Source organism: Ruegeria sp. O4, assembly GCF_056535125.1.
Map to the genome: position 1 here is coordinate 1 of NZ_JBQERO010000011.1, position 21,072 is coordinate 21,072.

Here is a 21,072-nt window from a genome sequence, read left to right on the forward strand (position 1 = left end):
CTGCGGTCAGCGTCGTCTTGCCGTGGTCAACATGCCCAATCGTGCCGATGTTGACGTGCGGCTTATTACGCTCAAACTTTTCCTTTGCCATTCCTCAGGCGCCCTTTTGCGATTTGGGGGACCCTTGGTCCCAGGTTACTATCTGCGCGCGCGAGATATTTGGTTCAAAGGGGAAAATCAAGCACATCCTGAGGGAAATGCGCTTATCCCGCCGGATTTTGCGTCAGCTATCGGAATCCGGCAGTTCGATCAGGTCAGGCCGCTTGTCGAACCAGCCATTCTCTTTGTGTTCCTCAGCCAGCCATTCTTCGATTTCGTCAGCGACTTTCAACGATAGTCCGCTCAACTGCTCTTCCTTGGTTCTGACCCGCCCTGAACCAATAAGGGCTGTTTCTTTCGTAGTATCTTCAAGAACAGTGAACTGTTTTTGCTTAGCCAAGAATTTCTTCGTGTCGTAGTCATAAACATTAACGAGTACGATCGCTGCACTTCTTGGATTGTAAACAACGATACCCGGCGGCCCCAACATATAGCCTTCAAGGCTTATACCAATAATGTAACGCTGTGAGCCCTCATACCGCCCTAATCGAATGTCGATGGCTTGCTCCAAAGCGTCTGTCCATTCTTGCGGAGTAGCATCCCTGGAAATCGGCCCCTGTTTAGCGTTGTCTGCAAACGAAACTATCTTCACGAGGCGAAATTCCCCCAGTGACTCGGGCGGTTCATAAACCTGTGTCTGGGTGCAAGCGCCCATCAGGGCCAATCCGGTGATCAGGGTCAGAATGCGCAACATATCTCGTCTCGATAGGCCTGTTTTTCTTTGGTCTAGCGCACCGATACGGGTTGTGCCAAGCCGTATCGGTGGATTTCTACCGCAACCGGGGCCGGATCACGAAAACTTATAGTCCCGCGGGAAACCATAGGGCGCTTTTTTCCCTACGCTGGCGCGCTTGGACAGCCATTGGGACATATCTGCCTCATGCCGGGTCTTGTCGCCCCCCATGGACCATTTCAGGCCTTCCTCCCAGTTGAAGGTTGTGATGTCAGACAGACCGCCATCCAGCTCCAGCGTTCCCTGTCGCCCGCGTGCCATATTGTATTTTTGCAGGCGCACGCCCTTGCCGCGGGTCATTTCGGGCAATTCCTCGATCGGGAAGACAAGGAACTTGCCGTTCTGGGACACGATTGCAACGTGGTCGCCCTCGACCGGTATACAGATCACTGCTGTTTCGTTGTCCTTGACGTTCAGCACCTGCTTGCCGTTTCGCGTCTGCGCCAGCACGTCATCTTCGGGCACCATGAACCCGTTGCCCGCATCCGAGGCCACCAGCAGCTTGCGCCCCGGTTTGTGAATCAGGATATCGATGATCCGTGCCTCGTTCGGCAAGTCGACCATCAGGCGCAGGGGCTCGCCCATACCCCGCCCGCCGGGCAGGTTGGCCGCGCTGACAGTATAGAACCGCCCGTTCGAAGCGAAGACCAGCAACCGGTCGGTCGTTTCCGCATGGAAAATAAAGCGCGGCCCGTCGCCATCCTTGAACTTCAATTCACGGGTCAGGTCGATATGACCGGTCATGGCGCGAATCCAACCCATCTGAGAGCAAACGACCGTGATCGGTTCGCGGTCGATCATCGCCTCAAGCGGCACTTCGTCGACCTCGCCCGCTTCGGCGAACCGCGTGCGGCGCGCGCCGCCTTCGTAATCTTTGCCGAAGGTCTTTTTCGTCTCTTTCAACTGCTCGGCAATCCTGGCCCATTGCAGGCCTTCGTCGGCCAGCAGGTCTTCGAGGTTGGCACGTTCCAGCATCAACTCATCACGTTCGCGAACCAGCTCCATCTCTTCCAGACGACGCAAGCTGCGCAGGCGCATGTTGAGGATCGCGTCAACCTGAACCTCGGACAACTCGCCCTCGCCCGGTTTGGGTGAGACATAGTCGGCCTCGCTGGTGGCGCGGACATGGTCGATCCCCCAATCCTCGCGCATCAGCGCGGTTTTGGGGTCGTCGTCATAGCGGATGATGTCGATCACACGGTCGAGGTTCAGGAAGGCAACGATAAAGCCCTCCAACACTTCCAGCCGGTGGTCGATCTTGGCCATGCGGTGGCGCGAGCGGCGGATCAGCACCTCTTGCCGGTGATCAAGGAAAGCGCGCAGCACTTCCTTCATCGAGCAGACTTTGGGCGTCACCCCGTCAATCAGCACGTTCATGTTCAGGCTGAACCGCACCTCGAGGTCCGAGTTGCGATAAAGCATGCCCATCAGCACCTCAGGGTCCACATTCTTGGAGCGCGGCTCGAGGATCAGGCGGATGTCATCGGCGGATTCGTCGCGCACATCGGCAAGGATCGGGATTTTCTTGGTCTGGATCAGTTCGGCGATCTTCTCGATCAGCTTGGACTTCTGAACCTGATAGGGAATCTCGGTGACGATGATCTGCCATTGGCCGCGCCCCAGATCCTCAACCTCGTACTTGCAGCGCAGCCGGAACGAGCCTCGGCCAGTTCGATAGGCTTGCGCGATGTTCTCGGGCGGCTCGACAATCACGCCACCGGTTGGGAAGTCAGGGCCGGGCACGTAGTTCAACAGGGTGTCGTCGCGCGCGTCCGGCGTCTTGATCAGATGCAGACAAGCGTCGCAGAGTTCCGAGATGTTGTGCGGCGGGATATTCGTCGCCATCCCCACCGCGATACCACTTGCGCCATTGGCCAGCAGGTTCGGGAACTGTGCGGGCAGCACGACCGGTTCGGTCAGGGTGCCGTCGTAATTGTCGCGGAAATCAACGGCGTCTTCGTTCAACCCTTCCAGCAGCGCCTCGGCCACGATGGTCATCCGCGCTTCGGTATAGCGCGAGGCCGCCGGGTTATCGCCGTCGATATTGCCGAAATTGCCCTGCCCGTCGACCAGCGGATAGCGGACGTTGAAATCCTGTGCCAGACGCGCCATCGCGTCGTAAATCGCGGCGTCGCCATGCGGGTGATAGTTGCCCATCACGTCGCCGGAAATCTTGGCAGACTTCCGGAAACCTCCGGTTGCACTGAGTCGCAACTCTCTCATCGCATAGAGGATTCGGCGGTGAACCGGCTTCAACCCGTCCCGCGCATCGGGCAGCGCCCGGTGCATGATGGTGGACAGCGCATAGGTCAGATACCGCTCACCAATCGCGCGGCGCAGCGGTTCCGCCACCTCGCCCCCACCTGTGGGGGCCTGCATGTTGGGGTCATCGATCGTATCGTTCATATATGATGTGATACGCCGCAAGTGCGCCTTGGTAAAGCGAGCAGCACATAAATTGCTGGGGAAAAGTCGTGCTTTTTGCAACAGGGGGAGACACCGTGTTGTTTTCCCCCATTTTTCGACTCGTCCCCCGAAATATGCTAAGATCTCATCAATTGATTTGCTGCCATTTGTTGATGTTACGATTGCTTTGGGGGATGCGCCATGACGCGCCTGATACTTGTTACCTTTGCCGCGCTCGGCTGGACCTTTTACGTGATGAGCGGTGGCCCTGATTTTGAACCGCGCGGCGTGCGCCCTGCCAAACCGGAACGCGTGGCTGTCGTGGCAGAACCGGTTGCCCCGGTCATTGAACCGGCACCTGTCGAAGATTTGGTCACCCGTGCCGCCGTCAAACCCGCACTGGTGGTTCCACCTGTTGCCGAGGCGGTAACCCAGTTGGGTGAGACCGAAACAAAGGCCCTCCTCTCGCAGGTCGCGGCTGGCCTGAAAGCCAATCCCTCGCTGTTTCAAGACGAAAGCGTGACCCTGACCCTGGCATCACTGGAACAGGGTGTGACCGCACTGGAGCAGGTGGTCACCGACGCCGAGTTGCCCACAGTCGAACTGCCCACGCCTGCCGAGGCCCAGACCGACATCCGCGAGATTTCGGGCACCCGGGTCAATCTGCGCGATGGCCCCGGCACGATCTATCCCATCATCGGCAAGGCCGCGCTTGGCCAAAGGGTCGAGGTCCTGAGCGATTCCGGCACCGGCTGGCTGCGCCTGCGCGTGTTGCCCGCGCAACAGGTTGGGTGGATTTCAGCATCACTTGTCCGGAAAACATCAAACTGACGCCCGGACGTCATTGCCCTGCTGCAAACCCCGCCCTAGCTTTTGGCGGAGTTCAGCTTCGGAAGGCACATGCAGAAATCGATTCTTATTACGGGATGCTCGTCGGGCATTGGGCTGGACGCAGCACACGGAATGCGTGCGCGAGGCTGGCGTGTGTTTGCATCCTGCCGACAGCAGCGCGACTGTGACCGCCTGCGCGCGCAAGGGTTTGAAAGCCCAAGAATCGACTATACCGATCGCGACAGCATTTCCTCGGGATTGTCATATGTACTTGAGGCAACGGGCGGAACACTGGACGCGCTGTTCAACAACGGCGCGCACGGGCTGCCCGGTGCGGTTGAAGACGTCCCGACAGACGCTCTGCGTCATATCTTTGAAACCAATGTCTTTGGATGGCACGAACTGACCCGACAGGTTATTCCCGTCATGCGGGAACAGGGTCACGGCCGGATCGTGCAATGTTCCTCGGTACTTGGTCTTGTTGCCTTCCCCTGGCGCGGCGCATATGTGGCCACCAAATACGCCATCGAAGGACTGACCGACACCTTGCGGCTGGAGCTCCGGGATGCAAACATTCAGGTCGTTTTGATCGAGCCCGGCCCGATCACCTCAAAGCTCAGGGAAAAGGCAATCCCGGTGTTCGAAAAATACATCGACTGGGAGAACTCGGCCCTTCGGGAAAAATACGAAGGTTCACTGCTGAAGCGACTATACGAAAACAGCGCGCCCGACCGGTTCGAACTGCCCGCCTCTGCTGTCACCGACAAGCTGGCCCATGCGGTCGAGGCGCGCCGCCCCAAACCACGCTACTATGTGACCACCCCGACATATGTCGCAGGGGTTCTGCGCCGGTTTCTGCCCACAAAAGCCACGGATCGCATCCTTTCGGATATCTGAGACGTTATTTCCCGTTCGCTTTTCGTCACCTTGACGCTAGATGGGTGATAATTGAAAAAACCGGACGGTGACTTTAAATGGACCCTTTAATGGTCATTCTGCTTCTGGCCATGGCGGCGGTTGTCGTTGTGTTAGCCCTGGGCATCGCGAATTTCGGCAAAAGCGGCATGGAAGCAGCTAAGAAAAGCAACAAGATGATGCGCCTGCGTATCCTCTTTCAGTTCATCGCCGTTATTTTGATCGTGCTATACGTCTATCTACGCGGGCAAGGGGTGCAGTAATGGTTGTGCTCAACAAAATCTACACGCGCACCGGCGACGATGGCAAAACCGCTCTGGGCAATGGCGAGCGTGTGGCAAAGTATTCGGGCCGCGTTGCCGCCTACGGAACAGTGGACGAGCTGAACTCTTTTGTTGGCGTGGCCCGCACCGAGGCCGAAGGCGAAGTGGATGCCGCCTTGTCGCGGATTCAGAACGACCTGTTTGATCTTGGCGCGGATTTCTGCCGCCCTGAAATGGAGAAGGATGCCGAAGCGGACTATCCACCGCTGCGAATCGTATCCGCTCAGATCGACCGGCTGGAAGCCGAAATTGACATCATGAACGAAACACTGGAACCGCTGCGCAGCTTCATCCTGCCGGGCGGTTCGCGGCTGGCCGCGCATTTGCACGTGTGCCGCACCGTATCGCGTCGCGCCGAGCGGTTGGCGGTTGAGTTGACGAATATGGAACCGGTTAACGATGTGGCCGTCAAATACCTCAACCGGCTAAGTGACTGGTTTTTCGTCGCGGCCCGATGCGCAAATAACGATGGCAAGGACGACGTGCTGTGGGTTCCCGGCGCAAACCGCTGAATATTTCCCTGAAAATAAGTGCAATGCGGGCAACAATCTTGCGTGCCTCAAGGTAAAAAACTGCAAAACGCGACGTCCCGACGCGACGACGTGACGATTTTGCTCTGTTTTGCGGGTGCAGCAGACGTTATCAAGTCCGACGAGAGCATTGGTGGAGTCGCCTTCGCGGCTTGCCGTTTTTTGAGGAGAAAGCGCTACAATGAAGGTACTGGTACCTGTCAAACGCGTGATTGACTACAATGTGAAGGTCCGCGTGAAAGCGGACGGTAGCGGTGTTGATCTCGCCAATGTCAAAATGTCGATGAACCCGTTCGACGAGATTGCGGTTGAAGAGGCCATTCGCCTGAAAGAGGCTGGCAAGGCAGACGAAGTTGTTGCCGTTTCAATTGGTGTGAAGCAGGCGCAAGAGACGCTGCGGACCGCTCTGGCCATGGGTGCCGACCGCGCGATCCTTGTTGTTGCGACGGATGATGTGCACACCGATATCGAGCCGCTGGCAGTTGCCAAGATCCTGGCCAAAGTGGTCGAGGAAGAGCAGCCCGGCATCGTTCTGGCGGGCAAGCAGGCGATCGACAACGACATGAACGCCACCGGTCAGATGCTGTCGGCCCTGTTGGGCTGGTCGCAGGGCACCTTTGCCTCGGAACTGGATATTGAAGGCGACAGTGCCAAGATCACCCGCGAGGTGGATGGCGGGTTGCAGACTATCAGCGTCAAGATGCCGACCATCGTGACCGTTGACCTGCGCCTGAACGAGCCGCGCTATGCGTCGCTGCCCAACATCATGAAGGCGAAGAAAAAGCCGCTGGATGAGAAAACCGCCGCCGATTACGGCGTCGACGTCACGCCGCGCCTGGAAATCGTCAAGACCGAAGAACCGCCGGCACGTGCCGCAGGTATCATCGTTGGCTCGGTGGATGAGCTGGTTTCGAAACTCAAAGAAGTGGGGGCTGTGTAATGGCTGTACTTCTGCTTGCCGAAGTCAACAATGGCGAACTGGCGCTGGACGCCACTGCCAAGGCAGTAAACGCTGCCAAGGTGCTGGGTGACGTGACCGTTCTGGCCGCAGGTGGCTCGGCCGCCGCTGCCGGCGAGGCTGCCGCCAAGATCGACGGCGTGTCCAAGGTGCTGGTTGCCGAAGACGCATCGCTGGGTCATCGCCTGGCGGAAGCGACCGCCGCGCTGATCGTGGGTCTGGCCGATGGGTACGAGCATATCGTGGCCCCCGCGACCACCGACGCCAAGAACGTGATGCCGCGCGTCGCAGCCCTGCTGGACGTGATGGTGATCTCGGATGCCTCGGGCGTGGTCGATGGCTCGACGTTTGAGCGCCCGATCTATGCGGGCAACGCGATCCAGACCGTGAAGTCGAACGACGCCAAGAAGGTCGTCACCATCCGCACAGCGTCCTTCGACGCGGCGGGGACCGGCGGCTCGGCTGCGGTCGAGACCATCTCGGTCGGCGACAATCCCGGCCTTTCGTCGTGGGTCGAAGACAAGGTGGCCGCAAGTGACCGTCCGGAACTGACCTCGGCTGGCGTTGTTGTCTCGGGCGGCCGTGGTGTCGGCTCGGAAGAAGACTTCAAGCTGATTGAAGCTCTGGCTGACAAGCTGGGTGCTGCGGTTGGCGCGTCGCGCGCCGCTGTGGACTCGGGCTATGCCCCGAACGACTGGCAAGTGGGTCAGACCGGCAAGGTTGTTGCCCCCGATCTTTATGTCGCCGTCGGCATCTCGGGCGCGATCCAGCACCTTGCGGGCATGAAGGACTCAAAGGTCATCGTTGCGATCAACAAGGACGAAGAAGCACCGATCTTCCAGGTCGCCGACTTCGGACTGGTCGCCGACCTGTTCCAGGCGGTCCCGGAACTGACCGAAAAGCTCGGCTGAACGCAGCCCGGGGCCTTAGCCCCACAATCACCAAAGGCTCGCCAACCGGCGGGCCTTTTTTAATTCAATTCTCTCAAAGCCGCCTCAAGCTTCAAAGCAATCTCCCTGTGCGCGGAGGGGCCGAGCATATGCTCGGCCACAGGCTGTTGCAGCGTCCCGAACAACACGTCCTCGATCTCGTCTGACAAGGAGGACACACTGACCGTGCATTCCACGACATCGGCACACAACGGTCGAACCTGTTCGATCATGTCAGCATCGGGCAAGACAAGGTCGCGATGCCGATCCTCCTGTCGCTGTATGTGCAGCCAGAGAAGAACAACCCGTGGCTTGATCCGTCGCACCAGCTCGGATGTGTTGCGCAACCAAGTCACTCGCAACTCCTGCGCCACAACCTCAAAACGCGCGTCCTTTATGGCCCGCAACCTCTCCAGTAAATGCCTGACAAAGTGGATTTCCGTGAAATCGACCTCAGGATAAAGGTCCTGCAAGTCGCACGAGGGTTCAAGAAACCGATCATTCCGACGCGAATGCACGCGATAAAACCTGTTCGACTGGTACGGCACGTCCAGCACTTGCAGCACACAAAGGTCTGATCCATTGACATGATTTAAGACCCCCGGATCAGCAAGCAACGCATCAGCCCCACAAAAAAGACTGCCAAAATTGATACAAGGTTGCGGCAATCTTTTGGCAAGCAATGCCGGGTACGGATAATCCACGAATCGGCCAAACGTCTCTTCTCCACCCAGGCAGGCCACATAAGGCGTCTCAAGATTTCCGTGCGGCGCCCGAAACCAAAGGTTTGATCCTGCATATTGGCACGCGGCCTCTGTGCCGACGTTTACCCGATGAAAGCTCATACCAAGCCCCCCAAATTTTTCACCCAATTGCCAATTTGCGGCCTTAGGTATTGAGAATCTCCTAATGCGCGCATTTGAAGCAAAATTGACCGGTTCGATCCCCTTGCCGCCCGCCCCGGTCTGCCGATACTGTCCCGGTATCCTCCAGGGCAAAGGCAGCTGAACATGGAAGTTAAATCGGTCGGGGTGATTGGTGCGGGTCAGATGGGCAACGGCATTGCTCATGTTCTGGCTTTGGCGGAATACGATGTCTTGCTGAATGATGTCAGTCAGGATGCGTTGAGCAGCGCAATGGCCACGATCGAAGGCAACATGGCGCGTCAGGCGTCACGCGGCAAGATCACTGACGATGCGATGCAGGCAGCCCTGAAGCGTATTACAACCACCCTTGAATTGCCGCAGCTGGGGCAGACAGATCTGGTGATCGAGGCCGCGACCGAGCGGGAAACGGTCAAACAGGCCATTTTCGAAGATCTGCAACCTCACCTTCTGCCGCATACGATCCTGACGTCGAATACGTCGTCCATTTCCATCACGCGTCTGGCCAGCCGCACGGACCGGCCCGAACGTTTTATGGGTTTCCACTTCATGAACCCGGTTCCAATCATGCAATTGGTGGAACTGATCCGCGGCATCGCAACGGATGAGGAAACCTTCAAAGCCTGCAAGGCGGTCGTGGACCGGCTGGGCAAAACGGCCGCCAGCGCCGAAGATTTCCCGGCTTTCATCGTTAACCGCATCCTGATGCCGATGATCAACGAAGCCGTTTATACGCTTTATGAAGGTGTCGGAAGCGTCCAATCCATTGATCAATCGATGAAGCTGGGCGCGAATCATCCAATGGGGCCGCTGGAATTGGCGGATTTCATCGGGCTGGACACATGTCTTGCCATCATGAACGTCTTGCATGATGGTCTGGCTGATACCAAGTATCGCCCCTGCCCGCTTTTGACCAAATACGTCGAGGCAGGATGGCTGGGGCGCAAGACGCAACGCGGTTTCTATGACTATCGCGGCGAGGTGCCGGTTCCGACCCGCTAACAAAACCGACCTTGCCAAGCACGGTGTCGGTCAGATGAAGACACGGGTCAGGATTGGCCTGACTTGCCCAGCGACATTGTATGGTTTCTGAGCCACGTCATGAAACCACGCGGGTCACGTTCCAGCTGTTCCATGTCCTGATCCGAGATCGGATTGCCGATGACCGGCGATTGCGGTTTTTTGCACGAGCGGACGATTTCGTGCAGCAACAACCCTTGCCGGAGGATCGGCGACAGCTTGTTGGCTATCTGGTACCAGCGCGAGTTGCTGCCGGGAAAGAAAATAGGCAGCACGCGCGCACCCGAACGGCGGATCATCTTTGCAGTGAACACATTCCACTCGCGCTCGACTGCGGGGCCGAACCAGTCATCCGAGGACATGACGACGCCGGACGGGAACAGCGCCACGACGCCGCCGTCTTTCAGATGGTCCATCGCCTTGCCACGCATTTCCAGCATCTTGGCCTGCGCTTCGGGGTCATGCGGAAACGGAACCGGGATCATGAAAGACGTCGCGGCCTCATCAAGACCCGTCAGGACCGAGCGGGTCAGAATGCGATAATCACTGCGGATCCGCCCTATCAACTCGGCCAGAATCATACCGTCCACCATTCCGTGAGGGTGGTTGGCAACGACAACGACGGGGCCGGATTTTGGAATACGGGCAATCTGTTCTTGCGGTGTGGTCAGGTCAATCCCCATCACCTCAAGCGCGCCGCCCCAGAACCGCTGGCCCCGGTAAAATTCGTTCTTTTTCTCGAATTTGTTGACCATCCGCAGAATGGTCAGCTTGCCCGTGCACCATTCGATGGCGCGAATGGCCGTCGAAGTCCAGGCATCGTCGAACGAGTTCGCATAGGTCAGAGTTCTACGGTCGTAGATCTCGCCCTGATCTGCGGTCCCATCCACCACCGGGCGTGTCTTGGTCTCGTGCGTCGTTTCCGCCAATTCCTGGTCTTCCCGTTCTTCCTGTCCCGGTAAGGGCAGCTTAGAACCCCTCTCCGAACTTGTCGTTCACAAGCGCTTCCAGAGCTTCTGCCAATGCTTCAGCATCCGGTCCGGAGGTCTCGACGTCAATAGTTGTTCCACGTGATGCTGCCAACATCAAAAGGCCCATAATACTGTCGCCTGACGCAGAAATTCCGTCCTTCGACACCTCGGCATGCGCGTCGAAACCTTCCACAACCTCGACCAGCTTCGCAGATGCGCGGGCATGCAGACCTTTTTCATTGATAATTTTCAGGCTTCGGGTGGTCATATTCATCAATCCGATTTTAGTCCAATGTCACATTTTGCGCATTGATGTATTTGCGTCCAGCTTCCATTGCCTGACGGACAGCATCACCAACGGGTAAGTGGCGGCTTTTGGCCAATTTAATGAGCATTGGCAGGTTTGCCCCATACAATATCCGCCGATCCTGAGGGGCGCAGGCCCGCAGGCTGAGATTTGAAGGGCTGCCGCCGAACAGGTCGGTTACAACGACAACACCGTCGCCCATATCCACTGCGTCAGCCGCACGACAGATTTCCGCCTGTTTTTCATCCCTGTCGTGGTCAGGTTCGATCGCAATGGCCACAAGGCCGGGCTGCGGCCCGACCACATGCTGTGTGGCGGCCAGGTATTCCTGGGCCAAACCGCCATGCGCAACGATCACAATTCCGATCAATCCGACCTCACATTCAACGACCGACGTTCCATCTCGCGATGCCTAATTGCCACCTGCTGCCCATCCTCTGCAAGGGCCTTTGCAACGGCTTCTGCCATTGCGACGGATCTGTGTTGCCCACCCGTGCATCCGAAAGCCACCGACAGATGTGCTTTTCCTTCGGCCCGAAAGGCCGGCAGCAACAAGGTTAGCAAATCCATCACCCGTCCAAGAAAGGGTTCGTAATTCTTATCCGATTGGACATAGCGCGCAACGTCCGAGTGTCGCCCATCCGCCGCCCGCAACTCGGGGCGCCAATAGGGGTTCGCCAGAAACCGGCAATCAAAGACCATGTCCAGCCCACGCGGAAGGCCCCGCTTGTACGAAAACGACTCGATTGAAACTGCCAGATGTCGCCCCCCCTGGGGCGCAAACCAGTTTTCAACTTCTTCCCGTAACTGGTGCACGTTCAGTTGGCTTGTATCGATCAGGGTATCTGCAATCTCGCGTATGGGGGCCAGCAGCTCTTTTTCGCGCTGAACACCGGTCTCAGGGCTGGCATCTTTGGCGACGGGATGCCGCCTGCGGGTTTCCGAAAACCGGCGCACCAATACGTCATCACTGCAATCCAGATACAGAACGGTCAAATCCACCCGCGCCATGCGGCCCAGGCTTTCGGCCAGTTCGATAAACCCGATTGTCGAGAAATCGCGATTTCGGGCGTCAATGCCAAGCGCCATTGGGCGGTCGCTGTCCGCGCTGTCCAGCAGGCGCCGCAGCAGGCCCATCGGCAGATTGTCGATGGCCTCAAAACCCAGGTCTTCCAGTACATGAATGGCTGTGGATCTTCCGGCCCCTGATGGGCCTGTTACCAGCACGATCCGCCGTTGCTCTGTCATTTGTTCGGCCATTCCGGGTGTACACGCCCATTCTTCAGAAGCTGCATCAACGCTGCGGCCAAGTTGGGCACGCCCGCCCCGCGAAGCAAGGGAACAGTTTGCCCCAGCAGCACGATTGTCGCCTCGGCAGGTAACCTTTGTGGCTCGTTTTGATCCAGATCCACAACATAGTCCAAGGGGACCGGTCCGAATACATCCGCTTTGATCAAACCAATGTGACGGGCCTCGATCAAACCCTGTATCTGCGGCACGGCGGCGGCAATGACCTGATGGTCCCGCCTTGACAGGTCGACCCGATCATCCGCGACCAGACCCGCCCCATAGGCCATCATCTGCAATGCCAATGCCGATTTTCCCGCGCCCGAGGCACCGACGATCAACAGCCCGCGCCCGGCAACTGTTACGCATGAGGCATGAACACAAGCGCTGTCCCGGTCTTTGGCGTCTGACAGAGAACCTGCTTGCATGAGTTATACAGGTAACCCCACCACAAAGCGTGCCCCTAGCGGGTCTGACGTAATATCCGCTTCGGTCGGGCGGATATTCTCAGCCCAGATTACGCCGCCATGAGCTTCGACAATCTGTTTCGAGATGGCCAGACCAAGCCCCGAATTGTTGCCGAAATGCTCTGCCGGGCGTTGCGAATAGAAACGCTTGAACACTTTGGTCAAGGCCTGTTCCGGAATACCCGGCCCGGTGTCTTCGACCACGACTAGAACACGGTTGTCTCGCTGACGGACCCAGACGCGGATGGCATCACTTTCTTCACAGAAGGAAATGGCATTGGTGATCAGATTGACGAATACCTGCGCCAGCCGTGCCTCAAGCCCGTTAATGACAATCGGTTCGGATGGCAGATCGGTGATATAGTCAATCCCCTTGGACCGCGCGTCCTCACCCAGATATTGACCGATATTGCCAATCAGCTTGAGCAGATCAAAGGGCTGCTCTTCTTCCTTAACCAGTTCCGCATCAAGACGTGACGCGTTCGAGATGTCGCTGACCAGCCGGTCCAGGCGCCGAACGTCATGTTCGATTACACCCAGCAGCTTGTCGCGCTGATCTTCGCGCTTGACCATGCGAAGCGTGCCAACAGCGGATTGCAGGCTGGCCAAGGGGTTCTTGATTTCATGGGCGACATCAGCGGCGAACTGTTCGTTTGCGTCGATCCGATTATACAGAGCAGTCACCATGCCCCGTAAAGCGCGGCTGAGGCGACCGATTTCATCCGGACGGGCGCTTAGATCAGGGATGCGAATGCGCCCCGGATTGACCCCTGTGCCCCGATCCTTACCCATTTCGGCCGCTGCGGCCAGGTCCGCCAATGGGTTGGCGATGGTCGAAGCCAGCACAAGGCTCAGGCCCACCGAAACCAGCAAAGCCACCACGAACATTTGCAGAATGCGCTCCTGCTCACGGCGGGCCAGTGCGTCGATCTCACCGGCGGGGCCTGTGATGGCAACTGCTCCGGCAGGGGTATCCTCGTAAAGAATCGGAGCAGCGGCTACGATCACGGTCTCACCTGCGGCGTCCTGAACTGCCTGAACCTGCCTTTGACCTGCCAGCGCCTGTGGGATAATTCCCTGCACCCGCTGTGCCAGAGTCGGTGCCTCGACCTCGGTCGACCAGTTGAGAAGGTTCGACACACCGATCCAGACCGCGTTCAACGTGTCGCTGATCACCGTGCTGCCGGTTTGCACCTCGGAATTGGTTTGCAGAAGAACCGGCATGGCCGACACTTGCGGGGCACCGCGTGTCCAGCCAATCAGGGTGCCACTGGCGTCATAGACAAAGACTTCGCCGCCTTCGGGAAGTGTCAAACCTGACAGCGTATCTCTGACGTCGAGGTTGCCAGCATCCTGCGCGGTGTGCTGCGCACCCTGGCGCAGCTGGGTTTCAAAGACGTTGCTGACCAGCTGCGCATCGCCAAGCAGGTTGCGCGCCGTCTGCTGAACCGTCTCTTTCCGCGAATCGTCCAGATACAGCAATCCTGTAACCAGGATCACCAGCGCGATCAGGTTGAAGGTGATGATCTTGCGCGCCAAAGGCGAGCCTCGCAGAGAAAACAGGTTTCTCTGGGACCGCTTTTCCCTCAGTTCCGCTGACTCGGTATCGTCGGGAATGACCCAGTCATCCCCGAGTACGACGTCACCGTCACGTAGTTCGCTGGCTGCTTCGGTGTCGCGCACGAGAGCCCATTACCCCTTGCTGGCGTGGCGCCTATTCTTCGTTGTACCGATAACCGATACCATAAAGGGTTTCGATCGCCGAAAACTCGGGATCAGCCGCGCGCATCTTCTTGCGCAGACGCTTGATGTGGCTGTCGATCGTCCGGTCATCCACATAAACCTGATCATCATAGGCCACATCCATCAGCTGGTCGCGGCTTTTGACGAAACCCGGACGCTGGGCAAGTGCCTGAAGAAGCAGGAATTCGGTCACGGTCAGGGATACATCATTCCCTTTCCAGCTGACCGCATGGCGCAGCGGGTCCATCCGCAAGTCGCCGCGTTCCATAACCTTTGTGTCGTTGCTATTGGCCGCAATTGCGTCGCCGCTTGTTGCCTCTTGCCGGCGCAGCAGGGCGCGGATGCGCTCAACCAGCAACCGTTGCGAGAAGGGCTTTTTCACATAGTCATCCGCGCCCATGCGCAGACCCAGAACCTCGTCGATTTCATCATCTTTCGAGGTCAGAAAGATCACCGGCATCTGCGTTTTCTGACGCAGCCGCTGCAGCAGATCCATGCCATCCATTCGCGGCATCTTTATATCGAGTACGGCCATATCAGGCAGCTTTTTGTTGAACGCATCCAACGCGGCCTGGCCATCATTATAAGTTTCAACCTCGAAACCTTCGGCTTCGAGTGTCATGGATACAGACGTCAGAATGTTTCTATCGTCATCCACAAGTGCAATCTTTGACATCGGGCTCACCCCTATTCCTGCTCACTCGCGCAATAATTCGCTTATTTGTAAGGCATTGTTGGCGGTTTTAAGACGCCGAATCAATCCGTAACTGCGAATCGTGCCTTTGTTGCGGCAGGTCTGCGGCAAATTTGCCTTTATGCCCGCAAAAATATGCCCGGTTCTCGGTCATTGAATTTGTGATGGCGCTAAACCCGAACTTGGTTGCGCTAACTGCGTCAAACCCGCCTGTTCATGTCCTGAACGACCGTGGTAAGACCCGCCCAACCGCCGGTTTTCCCGGTACACTGCCCCAAAGGCGCCTCAGGGCCCAAAGCCCCCGCGCCGCCACAGGAGAAGATACACATGACATCTGGACGGGTTAACCCGCAATTCCGCCTCGAGGATCAGGGCATCGAGGGTCTGGGCAATGTCTATTATAACTTCATGGAACCGGCGCTGATCGAAGAAGCGCTGAAGCGCGGCGAAGGTACACTTGGGAATGGCGGTGCCTTTCTGGTCACCACTGGCAAGTTCACCGGTCGCTCGCCCAAGGACAAGCACGTCGTCAAAACCAGCAGCGTGGCTGACACTATCTGGTGGGAAAACAATGCCGAGATGACCCCAGAGGGATTTGACGCCCTCTACCAAGACATGCTGGCCCATATGAAAGGCCGCGACTATTTCGTGCAGGATCTCGTCGGTGGTGCCGATCCGACCTACGCGATCAACGTGCGCATGGTGACCGAGCTTGCCTGGCACAACCTGTTCATCCGTCACCTGCTACGCCGCCCGGATCGCGAGGATCTGGATGAGTTCACCGCGGACTTCACCATCATCAACTGCCCCAGCTTTCAGGCTGACCCGGCCAAACATAACTGCCGCAGCGAGACGGTTATTGCGCTGAACTTCGACCGCAAGCTGATTCTGATCGGCGGCACCGAATATGCGGGTGAGAACAAGAAATCCGTCTTTACCCTGCTGAACTACATGCTGCCGGAAAAAGGCGTGATGCCGATGCACTGCTCGGCCAACCATGCTGTCGGAAACGCGGTCGATACCGCCGTGTTCTTTGGTCTGTCCGGCACCGGAAAAACAACCCTGTCCGCTGATCCTTCGCGCACGCTGATCGGAGATGACGAGCACGGCTGGTCAGATCGGGGCACCTTCAACTTCGAAGGCGGCTGCTATGCCAAGACCATCAACCTGAACGCCGAAGCCGAGCCGGAAATTTATGCGACCACCTCGAAATTCGGCACAGTGATCGAAAACATGGTCTTTGACCCCGAGACCAAGAAACTGGATTTCGACGACGACTCGCTGACAGCGAACATGCGTTGCGCCTATCCGCTTGAGTATATCTCGAACGCCTCCAAAAGCGCGCTGGGTGGTCATCCGAAGAACATCATCATGCTGACCTGCGATGCCTTTGGTGTACTGCCTCCGATCGCGCGGCTGACGCCTGCACAGGCAATGTATCACTTCCTGTCGGGCTTCACGTCAAAGGTGGCGGGGACCGAGCGTGGCGTTACAGAACCGCAACCCACCTTCTCGACCTGCTTTGGTGCGCCGTTCATGCCGCGTCGCCCGGAAGTCTACGGAAACCTGCTGCGCGACAAGATCGCCCAGCACGGCGCGACCTGCTGGCTGGTCAATACAGGCTGGACCGGTGGCGCCTATGGTGTCGGCAGCCGGATGCCGATCAAGGCCACCCGCGCCCTGCTGACCGCAGCGCTGGATGGTTCACTGCGCGACGCCGAGTTCCGCAAGGACGCCAATTTCGGCTTTGACGTTCCCGTCTCTGTCCCGGGCGTCCCCGAAGTTCTGCTTGACCCGCGTCGGACCTGGGATGATCAGGCCGCATTCGACAAGCAGGCCGAGAAACTGGTGCAGATGTTTGCCGAGAACTTTGAGCAGTATCTGCCGTTCATTGACGACGACATCAAAGCCGTCGCAATCGGATGAACGAAAAAGGGGCCGTCAGGCCCCTTTCTTTTTGCCGATCCGTAGCTTTTTTGCTGTCCGCCGAATACTCATCTTATAGTTGTATGTCGTTAAAAGCACATACAAGTGCGTTGTTTCAAAGTGCGATCTGCGCTAGGCATATTTACTGTTGAGACGAAAAAGCCCGGCACATTCGCGCCGGGCACTGACTGAAAGGACTTTATGGAAGCTCATATGCGCACACTCACAACGCTGGATTGAGCAACCTAATCAGGCTTCTAGTCTAAGTAAACGGGGATGAGTGTCAACATGGGACTGGTTGGTTAGTATTGCGATCAGCGTGGTTCAAATGGTCGCGGACAGGCGGCGGTTGGCACAGAAAACTACAGGTAACACCATGACGGAAATCTCGAAACTCACCGAACTACGCAAATTGATGCAAAGCATGGAGCGGACGCTTGGGCTGGAAAAGCTATCTCCGGTTGAGCGCGACATCTATTACGCCGCGGAAGAGCTTTCAAAATCCACTCAGGAAGTGCGTACGTTCGGTTTGATCGAGCATACTTTGGTCCAAAGCATTTCACGCCCAACTTTTTTCCGCGCGCTGAAATCGCTGGTCGAAAAAGGCTATCTTTCGCAAAGCGGCAGCGCCAATCGCGGGCGGTACATCGTTCATGCCCCCAGATGACGCGCCCCGTGCGCGCACGGTGATGTGATCGCAATGCGCGGCTGGGCGACTGACACCCTTGCGGCTTCACTGGCTTATGTGCTGGCGTCGATACTGACCTTCGCCGTGCTGATGCCAATGCAGAACGTGTTTTTTCCGGAATACCCAAGCCGGGCGAGCCTGCTGTTTTTGCCGCATGGCGTGCGGGTCCTGTCGGCCTGGCTGCTGGGGTGGCGTGCGGTATTTGCGTTGCTGCCGGGTGTGTTCATCGTCTTTGCTTATCTGGCGGGAACGGATGTTTTCCTGCCCACCCGCCTGCTGGCAATTGCTGTCGCGGTTCTGACAGTTCCTGCGGTTTTCTATCTGCTCAAGGCTGTCGGATGGGACCTGTTCCCCAACCCGAACCGCAAACCCTGCTGGATTTGCGTTATGGGCGTGGGCATAGCCACATCCATTCTGGTCTCTGGCCTGACCAATCTGGTCTTTGGCAGTGCAACGGTTGAATACATCGCGTTCCTGATCGGCGACATCTCGGGCCTGTTCTTTCTGATGCTGGGTCTGTATTTCGCGTTCCGATTTGCAGACAGGCGACCGGGCTAGCGCCTTAGCCCATCAGGCCACGCCGCAGCAGGTTCAATCCCGCCACCAGTAAAACGAACAGCGTGGCCTTGCGAAAGCTGGCCTGATCGATGCGATCCTGCATTTTCAAACCAACCCACATGCCAAGCATGGCGGGAAAGATCAGTATTACTGAAAACGGAACCGTTTGCACCCGCAGAAAACCGGACCAGACATGCGCGGCCAGTAACATGACCGCCCCCAATCCATAGATGACGCCCTGAATTCGGATCTGCTCGGCCTTCGGGGTATTCAAAGCCGTCAGATAAGCAACTGTGGGAGGACCCCAGATGCCCGACATGCCACCCACGAACCCGGCGACGCCGCCAACAATAGCCTCAACACCGGTTGATGGATGATGTAGCACCAGCCTGACGCCCAGAACCTGCACAAGGGCGAAGAAGGACACGAATGCGCCGATCAGCAGCAGGAAGACCGAGCCGGGCACCAGCGTAACCAGCTGTGCGCTCAGCACCAGAAAAATACCGCCAACGACCAGGAACACCCGAAATCGTCGAATAGAGCTGAGTGCGGCGCTGGCGCCCCCGCGAAAAGCCTGAACGCCGTTGGTGACAAGGGTCGGCAGAATAAGCCCTGCCAGGGTCAGATCCGGTGGCAGAAACGAATTCAGGCCAGATACAAACACCATGGGCATGGCAAATCCAACCATGCCCTTGACCCATCCGGCGGCAAAGGCGACGGCGATGGCAAGTAACAGCTCTTGCGGCGACAGAAGGGAAAACAGGTCCATGCCTTCTAGATATCATCTGGATTTTCTTCTGCATTGCAAAAATGATAAGGTAATTTTTGAACTTTCTAGCAGCAAATTGAGTATTTTTGTTGCGCTGCACGTGCAGCATGATATGACCAGACGACCGAGGAAAGGACGCGATTCATGGCCCATGACGGACAGGATATGACCCAAATGACAACTGATGCAGTTTTGCCCGATCTTCTGGATTTAACGCGGGCCGCCGTGCCTGCTGTGGACGCCGTTTTTGAAAAAGCCCGCGCATCCGTGCGTGGCATGGTGACTGCTGAGGGCCGGGTTTCTGGCGTTTTGATCGAAGCAAATCAGACCGCCGCGCATGGTCTGGCCTGGCTGGCGACATATTCGCAGTCGCTGCAACAGATGCAGCGCTGGGCAGAAGCGCTGCAAGCCGATGGTAAATTTGGCGAGATCGAGCAGTTGCTGCACCAGATAGCCTTTGGCGAATATCTGCATCAGGTCGCGGGCGGTATTCCGATGAACCAGGGCGAGGTGGTGCGTCTTCAGGATATGGGTCTTGGCTGGGACGCGCTGTCGGGCTTTCAATCGACCGAAGTACAGACCCTGATGGCACGGGCCAATTCTCAGGCCGCACGTAGCCGTCTGGTTGCGCTGATGCAGGATCAGGCCGGAGCTACGATGTTCGGCGCGTCCGGTCTGGATGAAGAGCTTGAGATGATCCGGGACCAGTTCCGCCGCTACGCGCAGGAAAAGGTCGAACCAAACGCGCATGACTGGCACCTGAAGGATGAACTGATTCCGCTGGAAATCATTGAAGAACTGGCGGAAATGGGCGTTTTTGGTCTGACCATCCCCGAGGAGTTCGGTGGGTTTGGCCTGTCCAAAGCGTCGATGTGCGTGGTGTCCGAGGAACTGTCGCGTGGCTATATCGGCGTGGGTTCGCTGGGTACCCGATCCGAGATTGCGGCCGAGTTGATCATCGCGGGCGGCACCGACGCGCAAAAGGCACAGTGGTTGCCAAAGATCGCCAGTGCCGAGATCCTGCCGACCGCCGTTTTCACGGAACCTAACACCGGTTCAGACCTTGGCAGCCTGCGCACGCGCGCGGTCAAGGATGAGAATGGCGATTACAAGATCACCGGCAACAAGACCTGGATCACCCACGCCGCGCGAACCCATGTGATGACCCTGCTGGCGCGGACCAACCCCGACAGCACCGACCACCGCGGCCTGTCCATGTTCCTGGCGGAAAAGACACCGGGCACTGACGAGAACCCCTTCCCGACCCCCGGCATGACCGGTGGCGAGATCGAGGTTCTGGGCTATCGCGGCATGAAGGAATACGAGCTGGGTTTTGACGGCTTCCACGTCAAGGGTGAGAACCTGCTGGGCGGAGAAGAAGGCAAAGGTTTCAAACAGTTGATGGAAACCTTCGAAAGTGCGCGCATCCAGACCGCCGCCCGCGCCATCGGCGTGGCACAGTGTGCGCTGGACATCGCCATGCAATATGCGATCGACCGCAAGCAGTTCGGAAAATCCCTGGTCAACTTCCCGCGCGTGTCTGGCAAACTGGCGATGATGGCGGTCGAAATCATGATCGCGCGTCAGCTGACCTATTTCAGCGCATGGGAAAAAGATCACGGCCAGCGCTGTGACCTTGAGGCCGGTATGGCCAAGCTGCTTGGTGCGCGTGTGGCCTGGGCTGCGGCGGATAACGGGTTGCAGATTCATGGCGGTAACGGCTTCGCGCTGGAATACAAGATCAGCCGCGTTCTGTGTGACGCGCGTATTCTTAACATTTTCGAAGGGGCTGCCGAAATTCAGGCACAGGTCATCGCACGACGTCTGCTCGGGTGACCCATTCCGGCAGTCCTGTTTCCCCGACTGGCCCGGCGCTTGCGCCGGGTCTTTTTCCTGTTTTGTACAATCTGTACGCGGTCCGAACCGTGCAGAGTACGTTTTGTACAAAACATACCATCGCCCCTCGCGGCCCGCGTAACGGTCATATCTGACCTGCGTGTTTCAAAACTTCCCCCTTTGATCCCGCCCTTTTCA

23 protein-coding genes are annotated in these 21,072 nt (G+C 57.6%); 11 read left to right on the forward strand and 12 right to left on the reverse strand.

The features are described from left to right. The 3 genes from ACR0J7_RS12980 to ACR0J7_RS12990 all read right to left on the reverse strand — a co-directional run. On the reverse strand, positions 1–91 hold a 91-nt coding region (locus tag ACR0J7_RS12980), incomplete at its 3' end, for a GTP-binding protein (protein WP_036223564.1). Positions 92–223: 132 nt separating this feature from the next. Beyond that, positions 224–793, reverse strand: a complete 570-nt coding sequence (locus ACR0J7_RS12985) for a hypothetical protein (protein ID WP_480483738.1) — start codon at positions 791–793, stop codon at positions 224–226. Positions 794–889: 96 nt separating this feature from the next. Further along, positions 890–3,238, reverse strand: coding sequence for a DNA topoisomerase IV subunit A (locus ACR0J7_RS12990; protein WP_480914522.1), 2,349 nt, complete (start codon positions 3,236–3,238; stop codon positions 890–892). Between the two features lie 201 nt (positions 3,239–3,439). Between ACR0J7_RS12990 and ACR0J7_RS12995 the strand changes: the two genes are divergently transcribed. The 6 genes from ACR0J7_RS12995 to ACR0J7_RS13020 all read left to right on the forward strand — a co-directional run bounded on the left by ACR0J7_RS12995 (position 3,440) and on the right by ACR0J7_RS13020 (position 7,706). Continuing rightward, complete coding sequence (locus ACR0J7_RS12995) at positions 3,440–4,069, forward strand: SH3 domain-containing protein (protein ID WP_480870909.1); 630 nt, start codon at positions 3,440–3,442, stop codon at positions 4,067–4,069. A 69-nt stretch (positions 4,070–4,138) separates the two neighbouring features. After that, positions 4,139–4,966: an SDR family NAD(P)-dependent oxidoreductase gene (locus tag ACR0J7_RS13000; protein ID WP_480538668.1), complete on the forward strand. Its 828-nt coding sequence runs from the start codon at positions 4,139–4,141 to the stop codon at positions 4,964–4,966. A 77-nt stretch (positions 4,967–5,043) separates the two neighbouring features. After that, entirely contained in the window at positions 5,044–5,247 is a 204-nt protein-coding gene (locus tag ACR0J7_RS13005) for a twin transmembrane helix small protein (RefSeq protein WP_209506337.1), read from the forward strand. Next, entirely contained in the window at positions 5,247–5,819 is a 573-nt protein-coding gene (locus tag ACR0J7_RS13010; RefSeq protein ID WP_267364209.1) for a cob(I)yrinic acid a,c-diamide adenosyltransferase, read from the forward strand. Before ACR0J7_RS13005 ends, ACR0J7_RS13010 begins: the two co-directional genes overlap by 1 nt. Positions 5,820–6,018: 199 nt before the next feature. After that, a complete protein-coding gene (locus ACR0J7_RS13015; protein WP_209506332.1) occupies positions 6,019–6,777 on the forward strand; it encodes an electron transfer flavoprotein subunit beta/FixA family protein in 759 nt (252 codons plus the stop codon). Continuing rightward, on the forward strand, positions 6,777–7,706 hold the full coding sequence (locus ACR0J7_RS13020; protein WP_480914524.1) for an electron transfer flavoprotein subunit alpha/FixB family protein: 930 nt from the start codon (positions 6,777–6,779) through the stop codon (positions 7,704–7,706). The genes ACR0J7_RS13015 and ACR0J7_RS13020 overlap by 1 nt, the downstream gene beginning before the upstream one ends. Before the next feature lie 59 nt (positions 7,707–7,765). Here ACR0J7_RS13020 and ACR0J7_RS13025 read toward each other — a convergent pair whose 3' ends face one another. After that, positions 7,766–8,569, reverse strand: a complete 804-nt coding sequence (locus ACR0J7_RS13025; RefSeq protein WP_480914526.1) for a DUF6473 family protein — start codon at positions 8,567–8,569, stop codon at positions 7,766–7,768. Positions 8,570–8,734: 165 nt separating this feature from the next. On the opposite strand from ACR0J7_RS13025, the gene ACR0J7_RS13030 reads away from it, so the two are divergent. Further along, complete coding sequence (locus ACR0J7_RS13030) at positions 8,735–9,610, forward strand: 3-hydroxybutyryl-CoA dehydrogenase (protein WP_480914528.1); 876 nt, start codon at positions 8,735–8,737, stop codon at positions 9,608–9,610. A gap of 47 nt (positions 9,611–9,657) precedes the next feature. Here the strand turns inward: ACR0J7_RS13030 and ACR0J7_RS13035 are convergent, their stop codons facing one another. Genes ACR0J7_RS13035 through ACR0J7_RS13065 form a run of 7 tightly spaced genes read right to left on the reverse strand, consistent with a single transcriptional unit; the run spans position 9,658 to position 15,079 of the window. Continuing rightward, a complete protein-coding gene (locus ACR0J7_RS13035) occupies positions 9,658–10,557 on the reverse strand; it encodes a lysophospholipid acyltransferase family protein (protein WP_480914530.1) in 900 nt (299 codons plus the stop codon). Positions 10,558–10,597: 40 nt separating this feature from the next. Further along, positions 10,598–10,867 (reverse strand): HPr family phosphocarrier protein, encoded by a 270-nt coding sequence (locus ACR0J7_RS13040; protein ID WP_209506323.1) that lies wholly within the window; start codon positions 10,865–10,867, stop codon positions 10,598–10,600. Between the two features lie 16 nt (positions 10,868–10,883). Then, complete coding sequence (locus tag ACR0J7_RS13045; RefSeq protein ID WP_267364203.1) at positions 10,884–11,276, reverse strand: PTS sugar transporter subunit IIA; 393 nt, start codon at positions 11,274–11,276, stop codon at positions 10,884–10,886. Beyond that, positions 11,273–12,154, reverse strand: coding sequence for an RNase adapter RapZ (gene rapZ / locus ACR0J7_RS13050; RefSeq protein ID WP_480900405.1), 882 nt, complete (start codon positions 12,152–12,154; stop codon positions 11,273–11,275). Before rapZ ends, ACR0J7_RS13045 begins: the two co-directional genes overlap by 4 nt. Next, positions 12,151–12,621 (reverse strand): HPr kinase/phosphorylase, encoded by a 471-nt coding sequence (locus tag ACR0J7_RS13055; protein WP_480832640.1) that lies wholly within the window; start codon positions 12,619–12,621, stop codon positions 12,151–12,153. Before ACR0J7_RS13055 ends, rapZ begins: the two co-directional genes overlap by 4 nt. Before the next feature lie 3 nt (positions 12,622–12,624). Then, the gene (locus ACR0J7_RS13060) at positions 12,625–14,343 is read right to left on the reverse strand and encodes an ATP-binding protein (protein WP_480914532.1); all 1,719 of its coding nucleotides are present in this window, start codon (positions 14,341–14,343) and stop codon (positions 12,625–12,627) included. 31 nt (positions 14,344–14,374) lie between these two features. After that, on the reverse strand, positions 14,375–15,079 hold the full coding sequence (locus ACR0J7_RS13065) for a response regulator transcription factor (RefSeq protein ID WP_267364197.1): 705 nt from the start codon (positions 15,077–15,079) through the stop codon (positions 14,375–14,377). 345 nt (positions 15,080–15,424) lie between these two features. Here ACR0J7_RS13065 and ACR0J7_RS13070 point away from each other — a divergent pair, with 345 nt between their 5' ends. From ACR0J7_RS13070 to ACR0J7_RS13080, 3 genes are all read left to right on the forward strand, one after another. Beyond that, a complete protein-coding gene (locus ACR0J7_RS13070; protein ID WP_480483749.1) occupies positions 15,425–17,023 on the forward strand; it encodes a phosphoenolpyruvate carboxykinase in 1,599 nt (532 codons plus the stop codon). 376 nt (positions 17,024–17,399) lie between these two features. Continuing rightward, positions 17,400–17,690, forward strand: coding sequence for a hypothetical protein (locus tag ACR0J7_RS13075; RefSeq protein WP_209506363.1), 291 nt, complete (start codon positions 17,400–17,402; stop codon positions 17,688–17,690). A 33-nt stretch (positions 17,691–17,723) separates the two neighbouring features. Beyond that, the gene (locus tag ACR0J7_RS13080) at positions 17,724–18,269 is read left to right on the forward strand and encodes a hypothetical protein (protein ID WP_267364195.1); all 546 of its coding nucleotides are present in this window, start codon (positions 17,724–17,726) and stop codon (positions 18,267–18,269) included. A gap of 4 nt (positions 18,270–18,273) precedes the next feature. Here ACR0J7_RS13080 and ACR0J7_RS13085 read toward each other — a convergent pair whose 3' ends face one another. Next, the gene (locus tag ACR0J7_RS13085; protein ID WP_480914534.1) at positions 18,274–19,038 is read right to left on the reverse strand and encodes a sulfite exporter TauE/SafE family protein; all 765 of its coding nucleotides are present in this window, start codon (positions 19,036–19,038) and stop codon (positions 18,274–18,276) included. Between the two features lie 144 nt (positions 19,039–19,182). Between ACR0J7_RS13085 and ACR0J7_RS13090 the strand changes: the two genes are divergently transcribed. Continuing rightward, complete coding sequence (locus ACR0J7_RS13090) at positions 19,183–20,874, forward strand: acyl-CoA dehydrogenase family protein (protein WP_480900403.1); 1,692 nt, start codon at positions 19,183–19,185, stop codon at positions 20,872–20,874. Positions 20,875–21,072 lie beyond the last annotated feature (198 nt).

Bases quoted from the DNA above. Each gene is read 5' to 3' on its own strand.
- ACR0J7_RS12985 (WP_480483738.1), bottom strand. From the start codon at position 793: ATGTTGCGCATTCTGACCCTGATCACCGGATTGGCCCTGATGGGCGCT.
- ACR0J7_RS12990 (WP_480914522.1), bottom strand. From the start codon at position 3,238: ATGAACGATACGATCGATGACCCCAACATGCAGGCCCCCACAGGTGGG.
- ACR0J7_RS12995 (WP_480870909.1), top strand. From the start codon at position 3,440: ATGACGCGCCTGATACTTGTTACCTTTGCCGCGCTCGGCTGGACCTTT.
- ACR0J7_RS13000 (WP_480538668.1), top strand. From the start codon at position 4,139: ATGCAGAAATCGATTCTTATTACGGGATGCTCGTCGGGCATTGGGCTG.
- ACR0J7_RS13005 (WP_209506337.1), top strand. From the start codon at position 5,044: ATGGACCCTTTAATGGTCATTCTGCTTCTGGCCATGGCGGCGGTTGTC.
- ACR0J7_RS13010 (WP_267364209.1), top strand. From the start codon at position 5,247: ATGGTTGTGCTCAACAAAATCTACACGCGCACCGGCGACGATGGCAAA.
- ACR0J7_RS13015 (WP_209506332.1), top strand. From the start codon at position 6,019: ATGAAGGTACTGGTACCTGTCAAACGCGTGATTGACTACAATGTGAAG.
- ACR0J7_RS13020 (WP_480914524.1), top strand. From the start codon at position 6,777: ATGGCTGTACTTCTGCTTGCCGAAGTCAACAATGGCGAACTGGCGCTG.
- ACR0J7_RS13025 (WP_480914526.1), bottom strand. From the start codon at position 8,569: ATGAGCTTTCATCGGGTAAACGTCGGCACAGAGGCCGCGTGCCAATAT.
- ACR0J7_RS13030 (WP_480914528.1), top strand. From the start codon at position 8,735: ATGGAAGTTAAATCGGTCGGGGTGATTGGTGCGGGTCAGATGGGCAAC.
- ACR0J7_RS13040 (WP_209506323.1), bottom strand. From the start codon at position 10,867: ATGACCACCCGAAGCCTGAAAATTATCAATGAAAAAGGTCTGCATGCC.
- rapZ (WP_480900405.1), bottom strand. From the start codon at position 12,154: ATGACAGAGCAACGGCGGATCGTGCTGGTAACAGGCCCATCAGGGGCC.
- ACR0J7_RS13055 (WP_480832640.1), bottom strand. From the start codon at position 12,621: ATGCAAGCAGGTTCTCTGTCAGACGCCAAAGACCGGGACAGCGCTTGT.
- ACR0J7_RS13065 (WP_267364197.1), bottom strand. From the start codon at position 15,079: ATGTCAAAGATTGCACTTGTGGATGACGATAGAAACATTCTGACGTCT.
- ACR0J7_RS13070 (WP_480483749.1), top strand. From the start codon at position 15,425: ATGACATCTGGACGGGTTAACCCGCAATTCCGCCTCGAGGATCAGGGC.
- ACR0J7_RS13075 (WP_209506363.1), top strand. From the start codon at position 17,400: ATGACGGAAATCTCGAAACTCACCGAACTACGCAAATTGATGCAAAGC.
- ACR0J7_RS13080 (WP_267364195.1), top strand. From the start codon at position 17,724: ATGCGCGGCTGGGCGACTGACACCCTTGCGGCTTCACTGGCTTATGTG.
- ACR0J7_RS13085 (WP_480914534.1), bottom strand. From the start codon at position 19,038: ATGGACCTGTTTTCCCTTCTGTCGCCGCAAGAGCTGTTACTTGCCATC.
- ACR0J7_RS13090 (WP_480900403.1), top strand. From the start codon at position 19,183: ATGGCCCATGACGGACAGGATATGACCCAAATGACAACTGATGCAGTT.